Source organism: Pseudomonas sp. 05T35, from assembly GCF_056396605.1.
The window spans coordinates 1-16,104 of record NZ_JBFTLU010000194.1; the positions used below are offsets into that span (position 1 = coordinate 1).

General features: G+C 60.7%; 11 protein-coding genes and 2 pseudogenes. 11 read left to right on the top strand and 2 right to left on the bottom strand.

What is annotated here, in order from left to right; translation table 11 throughout:
* From dgcB to AC1DH9_RS16080, 4 genes are all read left to right on the top strand, one after another.
* Positions 1-1,281: dimethylglycine demethylation protein DgcB (gene dgcB, locus AC1DH9_RS16065; protein WP_477808409.1), on the top strand; the 1,281-nt coding region annotated here is incomplete at its 5' end.
* A complete protein-coding gene (gene etfA / locus AC1DH9_RS16070; RefSeq protein ID WP_054594378.1) occupies positions 1,281-2,501 on the top strand; it encodes an electron transfer flavoprotein subunit alpha in 1,221 nt (406 codons plus the stop codon). The genes dgcB and etfA, both read left to right, overlap by 1 nt.
* A gap of 15 nt (positions 2,502-2,516) precedes the next feature.
* Positions 2,517-3,287: an electron transfer flavoprotein subunit beta gene (gene etfB / locus AC1DH9_RS16075; protein WP_145014360.1), complete on the top strand. Its 771-nt coding sequence runs from the start codon at positions 2,517-2,519 to the stop codon at positions 3,285-3,287.
* A 21-nt stretch (positions 3,288-3,308) separates the two neighbouring features.
* Positions 3,309-3,875: an N-acetyltransferase family protein gene (locus AC1DH9_RS16080; protein ID WP_477808410.1), complete on the top strand. Its 567-nt coding sequence runs from the start codon at positions 3,309-3,311 to the stop codon at positions 3,873-3,875.
* Positions 3,876-4,727: 852 nt separating this feature from the next.
* Here the strand turns inward: AC1DH9_RS16080 and gbcA are convergent.
* On the bottom strand, positions 4,728-6,023 hold the full coding sequence (gbcA, locus tag AC1DH9_RS16085; RefSeq protein ID WP_427545900.1) for a glycine-betaine demethylase subunit GbcA: 1,296 nt from the start codon (positions 6,021-6,023) through the stop codon (positions 4,728-4,730).
* A gap of 282 nt (positions 6,024-6,305) precedes the next feature.
* On the opposite strand from gbcA, the gene gbcB reads away from it, so the two are divergent.
* Positions 6,306-7,406: a glycine-betaine demethylase subunit GbcB gene (gbcB, locus tag AC1DH9_RS16090; RefSeq protein WP_427545898.1), complete on the top strand. Its 1,101-nt coding sequence runs from the start codon at positions 6,306-6,308 to the stop codon at positions 7,404-7,406.
* A 259-nt stretch (positions 7,407-7,665) separates the two neighbouring features.
* On the opposite strand, the pseudogene AC1DH9_RS16095 reads toward gbcB, so the two are convergent.
* A pseudogene (locus tag AC1DH9_RS16095) lies at positions 7,666-8,462 on the bottom strand (threonine aldolase family protein).
* Positions 8,463-8,782: 320 nt separating this feature from the next.
* On the opposite strand from AC1DH9_RS16095, the gene glyA reads away from it, so the two are divergent.
* The 6 genes and pseudogenes from glyA to AC1DH9_RS16125 form a co-directional block, all read left to right on the top strand.
* Positions 8,783-10,036, top strand: coding sequence for a serine hydroxymethyltransferase (gene glyA, locus AC1DH9_RS16100; protein ID WP_103315868.1), 1,254 nt, complete (start codon positions 8,783-8,785; stop codon positions 10,034-10,036).
* Positions 10,037-10,059: 23 nt separating this feature from the next.
* Entirely contained in the window at positions 10,060-11,310 is a 1,251-nt protein-coding gene (locus AC1DH9_RS16105) for a sarcosine oxidase subunit beta (RefSeq protein WP_019693993.1), read from the top strand.
* A 14-nt stretch (positions 11,311-11,324) separates the two neighbouring features.
* On the top strand, positions 11,325-11,654 hold the full coding sequence (locus AC1DH9_RS16110; RefSeq protein WP_427545894.1) for a sarcosine oxidase subunit delta: 330 nt from the start codon (positions 11,325-11,327) through the stop codon (positions 11,652-11,654).
* A pseudogene (locus AC1DH9_RS16115) lies at positions 11,651-14,507 on the top strand (sarcosine oxidase subunit alpha family protein). The gene AC1DH9_RS16110 and the pseudogene AC1DH9_RS16115 overlap by 4 nt, the downstream one beginning before the upstream one ends.
* Positions 14,508-14,673: 166 nt before the next feature.
* Entirely contained in the window at positions 14,674-15,306 is a 633-nt protein-coding gene (locus tag AC1DH9_RS16120; RefSeq protein ID WP_427545890.1) for a sarcosine oxidase subunit gamma, read from the top strand.
* Between the two features lie 149 nt (positions 15,307-15,455).
* Positions 15,456-16,104: formyltetrahydrofolate deformylase (locus AC1DH9_RS16125; protein WP_477808411.1), on the top strand; the 649-nt coding region annotated here is incomplete at its 3' end.

Below are 16,104 nucleotides of genomic sequence, written 5' to 3' on the forward strand. Positions count from 1 at the left end.
GCCCCCTTGGGCGTGGAAAAGCCCAAGGATTTTACCTGGAACCAACTGCTCGGCTTCGACGCCTGCGTGCAGTGCGGTAAATGCGAAGCGGCGTGCCCGGCGTTTGCCGCTGGCCAGCCGCTGAACCCGAAAAAACTGATTCAGGACATGGTCGTCGGCCTGGCCGGCGGCACTGACGCCAAGTTCGCTGGCAGTCCGTACCCAGGCAAGCCGATTGGCGAGCACGCCGGTAATCCGCATCAACCGATCGTCAACGGTCTGGTGGACGCTGAAACCCTGTGGTCTTGCACCACTTGCCGTGCCTGCGTTGAAGAATGCCCGATGATGATCGAGCACGTTGACGCCATCGTCGACATGCGTCGCCATCTGACCCTGGAAAAAGGCGCGACCCCGAACAAGGGTGCCGAAGTCCTGGAAAACCTGATTGCCACCGACAACCCAGGCGGTTTCGCGCCGGGTGGGCGGATGAACTGGGCGGCGGACCTGAACCTGACACTGCTCAGCGAGAAGAAATCCACCGACGTGCTGTTCTGGGTTGGCGACGGTGCATTCGATATGCGCAACCAGCGCACCTTGCGCGCCTTCGTCAAAGTGCTGAAAGCCGCGAAAGTCGACTTTGCCGTGCTCGGTCTTGAAGAGCGTGACAGCGGCGACGTGGCTCGCCGTCTGGGCGACGAAGCGACCTTCCAGCTGTTGGCCAAACGCAACATCCAGACCCTGGCCAAATACAGCTTCAATCGCATCGTTACCTGCGATCCGCACAGCTTCCACGTGCTGAAGAATGAATACGGCGCCTTTGATGGCAACTACCTGGTGCAGCACCACAGCACCTACATGGCGGAAATCATCGACGCTGGCGCGCTCAATCTGGGTCAGCACAAAGGCGACAGCGTGACCTACCACGACCCGTGCTACCTCGGCCGCTACAACGGCGAATACGAGGCACCGCGCCAGGTACTGCGTGCGCTGGGGATCGAGGTCAAGGAAATGCAACGTTCCGGTTTCCGTTCGCGCTGCTGTGGCGGTGGCGGCGGTGCGCCGATCACTGACATCCCGGGCAAGCAACGGATCCCCGACATGCGCATGGACGACATTCGCGAAACCGGTGCCGAGCTGGTGGCCGTGGGTTGCCCACAGTGCACGGCGATGCTCGAAGGCGTGGTCGAACCACGACCGCTGATCAAGGACATTGCCGAACTGGTGGCCGACGCGCTGCTTGAAGATGCGGCGCCCAGCAAGTCACCGGCACCGATTAAACGTCAACCCGCGGAGGCCCACTGATGAGCGACATTATCCGCCGCGATCCGCGTGCTGAATGGATCGCCCGCAACCGTCTGCATCCGCTGCATGCCGCCATGCAACCGGTGGAACACAGCTGGATGGGCCCCAACGGGATCATTCGCAAGAATCCTCACGGCATTGGTTTCATCGGCCCCAATGGCATCAAGCGGATCGACCGCAGTGGTGCCCAGCAAGGCGGGGCGACCAAGCGTACGGCCGCCGTTGAAGTGCAATTGCCGCTGCATCAGGTGGCGACGCCTGCGTTCTATATCAGCGTGGTGCCGGACATGGTCGGCGGCCGTTTGAGCAGCCACGACCGCGACCTGCTGGGCCTGGCCCATCAATTGGCCGGCAAGGACGGTGCCGTGTTGGCGGTGGTCTTTGGCGAACACAAGGAAAGCGCCTTCGCCACCGCGGGCGTCGACCGCCTGTTGGTGCTCGATGGCGAAGAATTCGAGGGTTATGCACCGGAACAGCGGGTCCAGGGCCTGCGGGCTGTGGATAACCAGTTCAGTCCTCGTCACTGGTTACTGCCGGACAGCCGCACCGGTGGCGGTGAGCTGGGGCGGCGCTTTGCCGCGGCACTCGGTGAACGCCCGGCCACGCGGGTCTGGCAGGTCAAGGATCAGGAGTGCATCGGCCGCGCCGGTGCCGGTCTGCAAGACTTGGCGCGCCCTGTCGCACGGTTGATTCTGGCGGCGGTGGAATGTGCCGAGCCGGTCAGCGAAACCCGTCATGAAGCGTTGCCGGTGGAGTTATCCACAACGGTTGCGCGCAGTCTGTCGCGGATCGAGGACCTGGGCGCGGTAGCGGTCGACCCGGCCGCCATCCCCATGGCCGAAGCCGAGTTCATCTTCTCGGGCGGCAACGGGGTCAAGGACTGGAATCTTTTCCACAGGACGGCGGCGGCGTTGGGCGCGACCGAAGGCGCATCGCGGGTGGCCGTGGACGACGGTTTCATGGCCCGCGACCGTCAGGTCGGCGCCAGCGGCACCTGGGTCACGGCGCGGGTCTACGTGGCGGTGGGGATTTCCGGGGCGATCCAGCACCTGCAAGGCATCGGTGCCTGCGACAAGGTGGTGGCGATCAACCTCGATCCTGGCTGCGACATGATCAAACGTGCCGACCTGTCGGTGATAGGTGAAAGCGCAGAAATTCTTCAGGCCTTGATCGCGGCGGTAGAGGCTTACCGCAACGACGCCAAGCGCGATGCGGCTTAAGAGAAGGAAAGGGTTATGAGTACTCATGTAATCAGCCTGGTGTCGATCGGCGCCCACCCGACCTCGGGCCGGCCACGCCGCGCCGAGCAGGATGCGCGGGCGGTTGAACTCGGTCTGCAGTTGGCTGGGGATAACCTGCAAGTGCTGCACGCTGGTGATGTCGAGGAACCTGCGCTGCGGGCTTACCTGGGCATGGGCCTGGAACAGCTGCTGGTGCTCGAGCAGCCCCAAGGCGCCGATGCGCTGCCAGCGTTGAGCGCTTATTTGCGCGATGCCGGGGCGCAGGTCGTGCTGACCGGCAGTCAGGCGGAAACCGGTGAAGGCTCGGGCATGTTGCCGTTCCTGCTGGCGGAAAGCCTGGGCTGGCCGCTGGTGGTCGGGCTGGCGCAGGTCGAATCCATCGACGGCAGTTCGGCCCTGGTGCTGCAAGCCTTGCCCCGTGGCCAGCGTCGACGCTTGAAGGTGCGCCTGCCGTTTCTCGCCACGGTGGATAACGCCGCGCCCAAGCCCCGGCAAAGTGCCTTCGGCCCGGCTCGACGTGGGGTGTTGCACGCCGAAGACGTTGAAATTATCAACGATGAATTGCTCGCGGTTGCAACGTTGCAACCGGCCAAGCCACGGCCAAAACGCCTGAAAGTGATCAAGGCCAAGAGCGGCGCCGACCGGATGAAAGCCGCAACGGCCAAGGCCAGCGGCGGCGGTGGGCAAGTGCTCAAGGGCTTGAGTGCCGAGGCTGGGGCTGAGGCAATTCTCAAGTTGCTGATTGAAGAAGGCGTGGTTCGCTAACGGTCCTGTGGAGCCCGGTAAATGGCAGTTGAATTTCGTTCGGCCCTGCGCACGGATGCGCGGGAGATTGCTCGCCTGTTTCAGATTTCATCGGAAGGCGCCGCGGATTACATCTGGAGCCAGCTGGCGGAGCCCGGCCAGGACCTGCTGGATGTCGGTGCCAGTCGCTACGCCCGCGAAGATGTGGATTTCTCCTATCAGAACTGCCTGATCGCGCAGGCAGAGGGCAAGGTCATTGGCATGCTGCACAGCTATGTGATGCGTCACGATCCGCTGGCCGCTCCCGTCACTGATCCAGTCCTGGCGCCATATGCCAATCTGGAAATCCCCGACACCCTCTATATATCGAGCTTGGCGCTTCACGAGGGCTGGCGCAATCAGGGCTTGGGCCAACAATTCCTCGCCTACGCTTACGACCGTGCCAACCAGTTGGGGCTCAACGGCTTGAGCCTGATCGATTATGCGTCGAACACCGGTGCCCGTCGGTTTTACGAGCGACATGGCYTCCGTGTCGTCGATACCTGCCAGATCACACCCCATCCGATGATTCGGGTCACGGGTGAAGCCTATTTGATGTATCGGCCTTAAGGCATCAACCAAGTTCCTGTGGGAGCAAACCTGCTCCCACAGGGGTGATGTATTTACCCACAATCCCTGTTAGCGCTTCTGTGGATAACATGTTCACCCCTCGCTGCACCCCACGCATCTCAAGCCCTGCAAGCCCTTGTACGAAAAACAACCAGCCTAACCCCGCGTTTTTTCGAGCTTTTTTCAGTGGATAAGGGCGTGTGTAGCTCACGACTTGCCCCCAATCTCTGTTGGCGCTTCTGTGGATAAGATGTTTGCTGTCCGCTGTAAGCCATACAGGTCGTGGCTTTCAAGCTTCTGGTTAATAAATGACCAAATGCTGGGTTTTACCCTCCGCTGACTGTTCAAACCCACGAAATATGCAGCCTGGACGTGGTTTTCCACAGCGCACTGAATAGTTTGCACAGTTGCCCCCAAAGTCTGTTGGCGCTTCTGTGGATAAGGTGTTTGCGATCCTCTGTGGGCCATGAAAAACGTGGCTTACAGGGTTTTGATCAAAAAATAGGCAGTGGCTGTCGAAAACCGATCAATTGAATAAGTCACGGATTTTCTTCAGTTTCTGTGGAGAAAACTTCCGGCCTTTCCACAGTTGTCCCCATTAGCTGTGGGTGGAGGTGTGGATAACTTGTTCGCGGAAGGCTGTACGCCACGTTCCATATAGGCTGGAACGCGATAGATCATATTTCGTACAGTTCTAAAGACCAGGGGGTGTGTATTCAGGGGCGGGATGTAGTGACAGGTAGGACGCTATCGCGAGCAGGCTCGCTCCCACATTGAATGATGGTGTTCGCAGCATTTGTGAACACCACCAATCCCCTGTGGGAGCGAGCCTGCTCGCGATGCTTTTGGATCTTAACCGTGAACCGGCACGCCTTTGAGGTAAGGCGCAGGTTCTGCACCCAGGTTGTTCAACAGGCGCTCGCTGTACCAATCCACGAAGTTCACCACGCCGAACTCGTAAGTCTTGGAGTACGGGCCTGGCTGGTACGCCGTGGAGTTGATCCCGCGTTGGTTCTCTTCGGCCAGGCGACGGTCTTCGTTGTTGGTCGCATCCCAGACTTCACGCATGCGCTCGACGTCGTAATCCACGCCTTCGACAGCGTCCTTGTGCACCAGCCATTTGGTGGTGACCATGGTTTCCTGCGCGCTGATCGGCCACACGGTGAACACAATGATGTGATCGCCCATGCAGTGGTTCCACGAGTGCGGCAGGTGCAGGATGCGCATGGAGCCCAGGTCCGGGTTCTGGATCCGGCCCATGAGTTTCTTGCAGGCTTGCTTACCGTCGAGGGTCATCGACACGGTGCCCTTGAGCAGCGGCATACGCACGATGCGGTTACGCAGGCCGAAGCTGGCGTGTGCGTAAGGAATCTTCTCGGCTTCCCAGGCAGCGGCAGAAGCGGCTACGTGGTCCTTGAACGCCTGGTCGGCACGCGGGTCGGTGACGTCGTCCCATTCCAGCAGGGTTTTCAGCAGTGCCGGGTGCGACGCGTTGCAGTGGTAGCACTCGCGGTTGTTTTCCAGCACCAGTTTCCAGTTGGCCTGTTCTACCAGGGTGGTTTGCACCGCCACCTTGGTGTTTTCCATGTCGTACGGTTCCATGTAATGGCTCAGTGTCGACAGGAAGTCATCGATGGCCGGCGGGTTTTCCGCGAGGCTGACGAAGATGTAGCCGCCAGCGGTCTTCACGTTGACCGGTTTCAGGCCGTACTGCTTCATGTCGAAGTCGTCGCCCATCTCGGAGCCGGCGAACAGCAGGCGCCCGTCGAGTTCGTAGGTCCACTGGTGGTAATGGCAGACCAGCTTGGCGACTTTGCCTTTTTCGCTGGTGCACAGACGCGAGCCACGGTGACGGCAGACGTTATGGAAGGCATGGACCACGCCTTCTGCGCCGCGAATCACAATGATCGGGTTCTTGCCGATCTGCAGGGTCAGGAAGTTGCCCTTGGTCGGGATTTCGCAGGTCATGCCGGCGATCAACCACTCTTTCTGGAAGATCTCCTGCATGTCGATATCGAACAACCGCTCATCAGAGTAGAACGGCTGTGGCAGCGAAAATGTACGCTCGCGCTCATGCAGCATCTGCGCGGTGGCCTTGCGTGCGGGTTCCAGTGGATCGCCCAAGCTCAAGGTAGTGGTGACGTCCATCGTTTAAGTCCTCATGGCCATCTGTGTGGCCGGCGAATAGTGGCTACGGTTTGTGCAACGCAAGGCAGAAAACAGCGTTTATCTGTTGAAGCGAGTGTGGGGCCGGCGCAGGCTGGAACCTTATCCATGGGCGACATGGCCCAATCTGTTCCCGACGCTCAACCCCCGGTGGTTGTGGGCTGGTCGCGATAAGTACGTGAATGTCGTAGATAGGTAAGTGGCCACTGCACACCTTGAGCAGAATCGGCAACATGAGGTCGACAGTCGACCGTGGAGATCAGCATGTCCAATAGTTTCCTGAACCCGGTAACCACCCAGACCTGGGCCAATGGCCGGCACATTGTCCGTTGCGTCAAAGTCATCCAGGAAACCTGGGACGTGCGGACCTTCTGCTTCATGGCCGACCAGCCGATCATGTTCTTCTTCAAACCGGGGCAGTTCGTCACCCTGGAACTGGAGATCGAGGGCGTACCGATCATGCGCTCGTACACCATTTCCAGTTCGCCGTCGGTGCCTTACAGCTTTTCGGTAACCATCAAGCGCGTACCGGGCGGCAAGGTTTCCAACTGGCTGCACGACACTCTGCACGAAGGCCAGGAGCTGGCGGTGCACGGGCCGGTCGGGCTGTTCAACGCGATGGATTTCACCGCACCGAAAGTGCTCTATCTCAGCGGCGGCGTCGGGATCACCCCGGTAATGTCCATGGCTCGCTGGTTCTACGACACCAACGGCAATGTCGATATGGTGTTTATCCACAGTGCCCGCTCACCAAAAGACATCATCTATCACCGCGAGCTGGAGCACATGGCGTCGCGGATCGACAACTTCAGCCTGCACCTGATCTGCGAGAAGCATGGCATGGGTGAGCCGTGGGCTGGTTATCGCGGTTACCTGAACCACAAAATGCTCGAGCTGATGGCGCCGGACTTCCTTGATCGCGAAGTGTTCTGCTGCGGCCCGACGCCGTACATGAACGCGGTCAAGCGCCTGCTGGAGGCCGCTGGCTTCGACATGAAGCGCTATCACGAGGAGTCCTTCGGTGCCACGCCGCCCGAAGCCCGCGCCGATGCCGTGGAACATGCCGAACAAGCTGCTGACGCGCCGGCAATCGACGCCGCTGACCTGCATCAGGTTGAATTTACCGCGTCCGGCAAAAGCATCCGCGTGGCGCCAGGTGAAACCGTACACGCCGCCGCCGCCAAACTTGGCCTGCTGATTCCGAAAGCCTGCGGGATGGGGATCTGCGGAACGTGCAAGGTGATGAAGCTGGGCGGGGAGGTCGAGATGGAGCACAACGGCGGGATCACCGAAGAAGACGAAGCCGAGGGTTACATCCTGTCGTGCTGCAGCGTGCCGAAAGGGGATGTGCGGATCGAGTTCTGATGTGAAGTTAGACGGGGGGGGCAACTTCAAGAGCCCCCCCTCGCCCCAGCCCTCCCGAAACGTCGGACCGCCCCAGTGGGGAGAGGGGAAAGGGAGCAGATCTTCACGCTTTTCAAACCTGAGTTCGACTCGACATCTCAGGTCGCAGTATCTCGAAAGTGCACAGCCCGATCAGTTCCCTCTACCCCCTGGGGAGAGGGCTAGGGTGAGGGGGGGATTCAGCTGATACTCCACAACCCTATCAAGCGCCTCAGTCCAGTCAGGCGCTCATCACTTCCCGAATATCCGCCGCCAATTCCCGTACGCGTTCTACCTCGGTATCCCACGAGCACATGAAGCGTGCGCCRCCCTTGCCGATGAAGGTGTAGAAACGCCAGCTCCTGGCGGTCAGTGCTGCAACGGCCGATTCCGAGAGTTGCAGAAACACGCCGTTGGCTTGCACCGGGAACATCAGTTCAACTCAACGCCGGCTTTCCAGGTCAGGTCCGCAGGCGTGCAACCGAGGAACGCGCAGGCGTTGGAGAAGCGCGCACCGTCCATGTGCAGGTTCAGGCCCAGTTCCTTGCAGGTGGCGCTGATGGCGCGGATTTCTTCCGGGGTGTAGATGCTGCCGACTTCGGTGGCCTGGGTCAGGGTTACGACACGCGGTTTCGGGTAGTGGATGTCCTGGCGCTTGAGGGCGATTTCGCGGATCGATTCCGGGGTCAGCTTGCCGTTTTCAGTACGTGCGATCAGCAGCTTGGATCCGTTGGAGAAGAATTCCGGCGCGCCGCATTCGTCGGTTTCGACGTGGGCGGTTTCCGAGCAGATCACGCTATGGTAGCTCTGGCACAGCGACGACAGCGCCAGGGAGTTGGCAGCGGTGCCGTTGAAGGCGAAGAACACTTCGCAGTCGGTTTCGAACAATTTGCGGAAATCGTCCGAGGCGCGTGCCGTCCACTCATCGTCGCCATAAGCGCGTTGGTGGCCTTGATTGGCCTGTTCCATGGCGGCCCAGGCTTCCGGGCAGATACCGGAATAGTTGTCGCTGGCGAATTGTTGGCTCTTGTCGGTCATGGCCGGCTCCGTGGTCGATGATGGTGCGCACTGTACCCAAGATTGGCAGGGGAGCACACGCCCTGTTTCTGTAGGAAAAATGCAAACAGCTTGGGAGATTATGCGCGTGTCTACTGCAAACCTTGAAACACCTGCTCGCCGCATGATCCTTCAGCATTTTCCCCTTGATCCCGGGTCATGTCGTAAACGCACCTTTGCGTGGCGTCCATAGGCATTTGACCTGTCTGCGCCGGTCATACCATCGCTTCCAAAGGGCACTGCCGCAAGGTACGTGCCTCACCGAGACGAAAGGCGCACAAGCCGCCGCTGGGAGAGACGCGATGTTCAGCAAGCAAGACCAGATCAAGGGTTACGACGATGCACTGCTGGCGGCGATGAATGCCGAAGAGCTGCGCCAGGAAGATCACATCGAGCTGATCGCGTCAGAGAACTACACCAGCAAACGCGTCATGGAAGCGCAAGGCAGTGGCCTGACCAACAAATACGCCGAAGGTTATCCGGGCAAGCGCTACTACGGCGGCTGCGAGCACGTCGACAAGGTCGAAGCGCTGGCCATCGAACGCGCCAAGCTGCTGTTCGGTGCTGATTACGCCAACGTCCAGCCGCACTCCGGCTCGTCGGCCAACAGCGCCGTTTACCTGGCCCTGCTGCAAGCCGGCGACACCATTCTCGGCATGAGCCTGGCGCATGGCGGTCACCTGACCCACGGCGCCAAGGTGTCGTCCTCGGGTAAGCTGTACAACGCCGTGCAGTACGGCATCGACACCAAAACCGGCCTGATCGACTACGACGAAGTCGAGCGTCTGGCCGTCGAATGCAAGCCGAAGATGATCGTCGCCGGCTTCTCGGCTTACTCCAAGACTCTGGACTTCCCACGTTTCCGTCAGATCGCCGACAAGGTGGGTGCGCTGCTGTTCGTCGACATGGCGCACGTTGCCGGTCTGGTCGCTGCCGGCCTGTACCCGAACCCGCTGCCGTATGCCGACGTGGTGACCACCACCACCCACAAGACCCTGCGCGGTCCGCGTGGCGGCCTGATCCTGGCCAAGGCCAACGAAGAAATCGAGAAAAAGCTCAACGCGGCTGTCTTCCCCGGTGCCCAGGGCGGCCCGCTGATGCACGTGATCGCCGGTAAGGCGGTGTGCTTCAAGGAAGCGTTGGAGCCTGGTTTCAAGGCTTACCAGCAACAAGTGATCGACAACGCACAGGCAATGGCCAGCGTTTTCATCAAACGTGGCTACGATGTAGTGTCCGGCGGTACTGATAACCACCTGTTCCTGGTGAGCCTGATCCGTCAGGGCCTGACCGGTAAGGAAGCCGACGCCGCTTTGGGTCGTGCCCACATCACCGTGAACAAGAACGCCGTACCGAACGATCCACAATCGCCGTTCGTCACCTCGGGCCTGCGTATCGGCACCCCGGCGGTCACCACTCGCGGCTTTAAAGTTACCCAGTGCGTTGAACTGGCCGGCTGGATCTGCGACATCCTCGACAACCTCGGCGACGCCGATGTCGAGGCCAATGTTGCCAAGCATGTGGCAGCTGTGTGCGCGGACTTCCCGGTTTATCGCTGAGCGCGGTTTTGGAGCAAATGACTATGCAACGCTACTCAGGCTTCGGCCTCTTCAAACACTCCCTCAGCCACCACGAAAACTGGCAGCGGATGTGGCGCACGCCGACTCCGAAAAAAGTCTACGACGTGGTTATCGTCGGCGGCGGCGGGCATGGTCTGGCGACCGCCTACTACCTGGCCAAAGAACACGGCATCACTAACGTGGCCGTGGTCGAGAAGGGCTGGCTGGGCGGCGGTAACACCGCGCGCAACACCACCATCGTGCGTTCCAACTACCTGTGGGACGAGTCGGCCCACCTGTACGAACACGCGATGAAACTCTGGGAAGGTCTGTCCCAGGACCTGAACTACAACGTGATGTTCTCCCAGCGTGGCGTCTACAACCTGTGCCACACCCTGCAGGACATTCGTGATTCCGAGCGTCGGGTCAGCGCCAACCGCCTCAACGGCGTCGATGGCGAACTGCTCACCGCTCAGCAAGTGGCTGACGAGATTCCGTACCTCGACTGCTCGAAAAACACTCGCTACCCGGTGATGGGCGCTACCGTCCAGCGTCGCGGCGGCGTGGCCCGTCACGATGCCGTGGCCTGGGGCTTTGCCCGTGCGGCCGATGCCTTGGGCGTGGACCTGATCCAGCAGACCGAAGTGATCGGTTTCCGCAAGGAAAACGGTGTGTGCATCGGTGTTGAAACCAACAAGGGCTTCATCGGCGCCAAGCGCGTCGGTGTCGTCACCGCGGGTAACTCCGGGCACATGGCCAAACTGGCCGGTTTCCGTCTGCCGATCGAATCCCACCCGCTGCAAGCGCTGGTGTCCGAGCCGATCAAGCCGATTATCGACAGCGTGATCATGTCCAACGCCGTACACGGTTACATCAGCCAGTCCGACAAGGGCGACCTGGTAATCGGTGCCGGTATCGACGGCTACAACGGCTACGGCCAGCGCGGTTCGTACCCGGTGATCGAGCACACCATCCAGGCCATCGTCGAGATGTTCCCGGTATTGTCCCGCGTACGCATGAACCGCCAGTGGGGCGGCATCGTCGACACCACGCCGGACGCCTGCCCGATCATCTCGAAAACGCCGGTACCGAACATGTTCTTCAACTGCGGTTGGGGCACCGGTGGTTTCAAAGCGACTCCAGGCTCGGGCAACGTGTTTGCCGCCAGCCTTGCCAAGGGTGAAATGCACCCATTGGCTGCACCTTTCTCCATCGACCGCTTCCACAGCGGTGCGTTGATCGATGAACACGGCGCTGCTGCGGTCGCCCACTAACAGGAGAAATCCCTATGTTGCACATCTTCTGTCCTCACTGCGGCGAACTGCGCTCCGAAGAGGAATTCCATGCATCCGGCCAGGCGCACATCCCGCGCCCACTGGACCCGAACGCCTGCACCGACGAGGAGTGGGGCGACTACATGTTCTTCCGTGACAACCCTCGCGGGTTGCACCACGAGCTGTGGGATCACGTTGCCGGTTGCCGTCAGTATTTCAACGTCACCCGTGACACCGTGACCTACGAGATTCTCGAAACCTACAAGATCGGCACCAAGCCGCAGTTCACCGACAAGACTGAAAGTCCGAAAGCGGCCGCGCAGGCTCTGGGAGCGAAGGTATGAGCCAGATCAATCGCCTGTCCAACGGTGGACGGATCGACCGCAACAAAGTCCTGAGCTTCACCTTCAACGGTCAGGTTTACAAGGGCTTTGAAGGCGACTCCCTGGCCGCTGCATTGCTGGCCAACGGCGTCGACATCATCGGTCGCAGCTTCAAGTATTCGCGTCCTCGCGGGATCTTCGCCGCAGGCGCTGAAGAGCCGAACGCGGTGCTGCAGATCGGTGCTACCGAAGCCACGCAAATTCCTAACGTGCGCGCCACTCAACAGGCGCTGTACCAGGGGCTCGTCGCCACCAGCACCAACGGCTGGCCGAGCGTGAACAACGACATGATGGGGATTCTCGGCAAGGTCGGCGGCAAGCTGATGCCACCGGGCTTCTACTACAAAACCTTCATGTACCCGCAATCGTTCTGGATGACCTACGAGAAGTACATTCGTAAGGCCGCAGGTTTGGGGCGTTCGCCGACCGAAAACGATCCGGACACCTACGACTACATGAACCAGCACTGCGACGTGCTGATCGTTGGCGGTGGCCCGGCCGGCCTGGCGGCTGCCCTGGCGGCTGCGCGCAGCGGCGCCCGAGTGATTCTGGCCGATGAGCAGGAAGAGTTTGGCGGCAGCCTGCTCGACTCCCGTGAAAGCCTCGACGGCAAACCCGCCACCGAGTGGGTCGCCAGTGTCATTGCCGAGCTCAAAAACACCCCTGACGTGTTGGTGTTGCCTCGTGCGACTGTCAACGGTTACCACGACCACAACTTCCTGACCATCCACGAGCGCCTCACCGATCACCTCGGCGACCGCGCACCGATTGGCCAGGTTCGTCAGCGTATCCACCGGGTTCGCGCCAAGCGCGTGGTGCTGGCGACCGGTGCTCACGAGCGTCCGCTGGTCTATGGCAACAACGATGTGCCGGGCAACATGCTCGCCGGTGCCGTCTCGACTTATGTGCGCCGTTACGGCGTAGCTCCAGGCAAAAAACTGGTGCTGTCGACCAACAACGATCACGCCTACCGCGTGGCGCTGGACTGGCTCGACGCCAGCCTGCAAGTGGTGGCCATCGCTGATGCACGGAGCAATCCTCGCGGTGCGCTGGTAGAAGAAGCGCGCGCCAAAGGCATCCGTATCCTGACCGGCAGTGCCGTCATCGAAGCACGCGGCAGCAAGCGCGTCACCGCTGCTCGTGTTGCCGCGATCGACGTCAAGGCGCACACCGTCACCAGCCCTGGCGAGTGGCTTGAATGCGATCTGGTTGCCAGTTCCGGCGGCTACAGCCCGGTGGTTCACCTGGCGTCGCACTTGGGTGGCAAACCGATCTGGCGTGAAGACATCCTCGGTTTCATCCCGGGTGAAGCACCGCAAAAACGCGTCTGCGTGGGCGGCATCAATGGCGTCTACAGCCTCGGCGATTCCCTGGCCGACGGTTTTGAAGGCGGCGTGCGCGCGGCCAGCGAAGCCGGCTTCAAAGCGGTCGAAGGCGTCCTGCCAAAAGCCCTGAGCCGTGTGGAAGAACCGACTCTGGCGCTGTTCCAGGTGCCGCATGAAAAGGCTACCGCACGTGCGCCGAAGCAATTCGTCGACCTGCAGAACGACGTCACCGCGGCCGCCATCGAGCTGGCGACCCGCGAGGGCTTCGAGTCGGTCGAGCACGTAAAACGTTACACCGCACTGGGCTTCGGTACTGACCAGGGCAAGCTTGGCAACGTCAACGGTCTGGCCATCGCCGCCCGTTCGCTGAACGTGACCATCCCGCAGATGGGCACCACCATGTTCCGCCCGAACTACACGCCGGTGACTTTCGGTGCGGTAGCCGGTCGTCACTGTGGGCACATCTTCGAGCCAGTGCGTTACACCGCACTGCACGCCTGGCACGTGAAGAACGGTGCCGAGTTTGAAGACGTCGGTCAGTGGAAACGTCCTTGGTACTTCCCGAAAAACGGTGAAGACCTGCATGCCGCCGTCAAGCGCGAATGCTTGGCCGTGCGTGAAAGCGTTGGCCTGCTGGATGCCTCGACACTCGGCAAGATCGACATTCAAGGCCCGGATGCGCGTGAGTTCCYCAACCGCGTCTACACCAACGCCTGGACCAAGCTCGACGTGGGCAAGGCTCGCTACGGCCTGATGTGTAAAGAAGACGGGATGGTCTTCGACGACGGCGTTACTGCATGCCTCGCCGACAACCATTTCGTGATGACCACCACCACCGGCGGCGCTGCACGCGTGCTGCAATGGCTGGAAATCTACCACCAGACCGAATGGCCAGACCTGAAGGTGTACTTCACCTCGGTTACCGACCACTGGGCGACCATGACCCTGTCCGGGCCGAACAGCCGCAAGCTGCTCAGCGAAGTGACCGACATCGATCTGGACCGGGACGGCTTCCCGTTCATGACCTGGAAAGAAGGTTTGGTCGGTGGCGTTCCGGCGCGGGTGTTCCGGATTTCGTTTACCGGTGAGCTGTCGTACGAAGTCAACGTGCAGGCCGACTACGCGATGGGCGTCCTGGAAAAAATCGTCGAGGCTGGCAAGAAGTACAACCTACCGTGAAGACTGTGTGCGTGATCAGCGCAAACAGTTGGTCGGCCTCAAGCCGATCGACCCGACCAAATGGCTGCCGGAAGGTGCGCAACTGGTGTTCAACACCAAGCAAACGATCCCGATGAGCATGGTCGGTCACGTGACCTCCAGCTACGCCCACAACTCCCTTGGCTACTCGTTTGCCATGGGTGTGGTCAAAGGCGGCTTGAAGCGCATCGGCGAGCGCGTGTTCGCGCCGTTGGCCGACGGCAGCGTGATCGAAGCGGAAATCGTTTCTTCGGTGTTCTTCGATCCGAAAGGCGATCGCCAGAACATCTAGTGGCCTCGAATCCTGTGGGGTGGCAGCTGCACCGCGTTGACTGCATCGCGAGCAGGCTCGCTCCCACAGGAGATCGCGTAACCCTTGTGGGAGCGAGCCTGCTCGCGATGGCGGCAGAGTTGCCACCACCAGGGCCGGAACCAACAGAATTCAAGACAGGTGCTTTATGACCACAGCCAACGTTTACCAACAGCGCCCAACCACTGGGGCAAAGGCCGAGTCGTCGCTGCACCACGCGGGCCTGCAAAGCCTGGTGGGCAAGGGCCGTAAAAACGCCGGTGTCACCGTGCGTGAGAAAAAACTCCTGGGTCACCTGACCATTCGTGGCGATGGCCACAATCCGGCATTCGCCGCTGGCGTGCACAAGGCCCTGGGCCTTGAGCTGCCGGTCGCGCTGACCGTGGTCGCCAAAGGCGAAACCAGCCTGCAATGGATGGGCCCGGACGAGTGGCTGCTGATCGTGCCGAGCGGTGAAGAATTCGCCGCCGAGAAAAAACTGCGCGAAGCACTGGGCGATCTGCATATCGCCATCGTCAACGTCAGCGGTGGCCAACAGATTCTTGAACTGAGCGGCCCGAAAGTCCGCGAAGTGCTGATGAAGTCCACCAGCTACGACGTGCACCCGAACAACTTCCCGGTAGGCAAAGCCGTGGGCACGGTGTTCGCCAAGTCGCAACTGGTGATCCGCCATACCGCTGTAGACACCTGGGAACTGCTGATCCGTCGCAGTTTCTCGGATTACTGGTGGCTGTGGTTGCAGGATGCGGCTGCCGAGTATGGCCTTAGCGTTCAGGCCTGATCTGTGGCGAGGGAGCTTGCTCCCGCTGGGCTGCGCAGCAGCCCCAATGCCATCTATAGCATTCCGCCAGTGAGACCGAATCCGTAGATTTACGACTGCTACGCAGCCGACGGGAGCAAGCTCCCTCGCCACAAAGGAGTCACCGCACTATGAGCCGCGCCCCAGACACATGGATTTTGACTGCCCATTGCCCAAGCGTCCTGGGTACGGTGGATGCGGTGACCCGCTTTCTGTTCGAACAGGGTTGCTACGTCACCGAGCACCACTCTTTCGATGATCGGCTTTCCGGCCGCTTCTTCATTCGCGTGGAGTTCCGTCAGCCCGACGCCTTCGACGAACAGACGTTCCGCACAGGCCTGGCCGAACGGACCGATGCCTTCAGCATGGTGTTCGAACTGACCCCGCCGCACCATCGGCCGAAAGTGGTGATCATGGTCTCCAAGGCTGATCACTGCCTCAACGATTTGCTCTATCGCCAGCGCATCGGCCAACTGGCGATGGATGTGGTCGCGGTGGTGTCCAACCACCCGGACCTCAAGCCGCTGGCCGACTGGCATGGAATTCCCTATTACCACTTCCCGCTCGACCCCAACGACAAGCCCTCGCAAGAGCGGCAGGTCTGGCAGGTGATCGAAGAGTCCGGTGCAGAGCTGGTGGTGCTTGCGCGCTACATGCAAGTGCTGTCGCCAGAGCTGTGCCGCAAGCTCGACGGTAAGGCGATCAACATTCACCACTCGTTGCTGCCCGGTTTCAAAGGCGCCAAGCCGTATCACCAGGCGTACAACAAGGGTGTGAAAC

Excerpts from the sequence above, each read along its gene's own strand:
- etfA (WP_054594378.1), top strand. The coding sequence starts at position 1,281 with ATGAGCGACATTATCCGCCGCGATCCGCGTGCTGAATGGATCGCCCGC.
- etfB (WP_145014360.1), top strand. The coding sequence starts at position 2,517 with ATGAGTACTCATGTAATCAGCCTGGTGTCGATCGGCGCCCACCCGACC.
- gbcA (WP_427545900.1), bottom strand. The coding sequence starts at position 6,023 with ATGGACGTCACCACTACCTTGAGCTTGGGCGATCCACTGGAACCCGCA.
- gbcB (WP_427545898.1), top strand. The coding sequence starts at position 6,306 with ATGTCCAATAGTTTCCTGAACCCGGTAACCACCCAGACCTGGGCCAAT.
- glyA (WP_103315868.1), top strand. The coding sequence starts at position 8,783 with ATGTTCAGCAAGCAAGACCAGATCAAGGGTTACGACGATGCACTGCTG.
- AC1DH9_RS16105 (WP_019693993.1), top strand. The coding sequence starts at position 10,060 with ATGCAACGCTACTCAGGCTTCGGCCTCTTCAAACACTCCCTCAGCCAC.
- AC1DH9_RS16110 (WP_427545894.1), top strand. The coding sequence starts at position 11,325 with ATGTTGCACATCTTCTGTCCTCACTGCGGCGAACTGCGCTCCGAAGAG.
- AC1DH9_RS16120 (WP_427545890.1), top strand. The coding sequence starts at position 14,674 with ATGACCACAGCCAACGTTTACCAACAGCGCCCAACCACTGGGGCAAAG.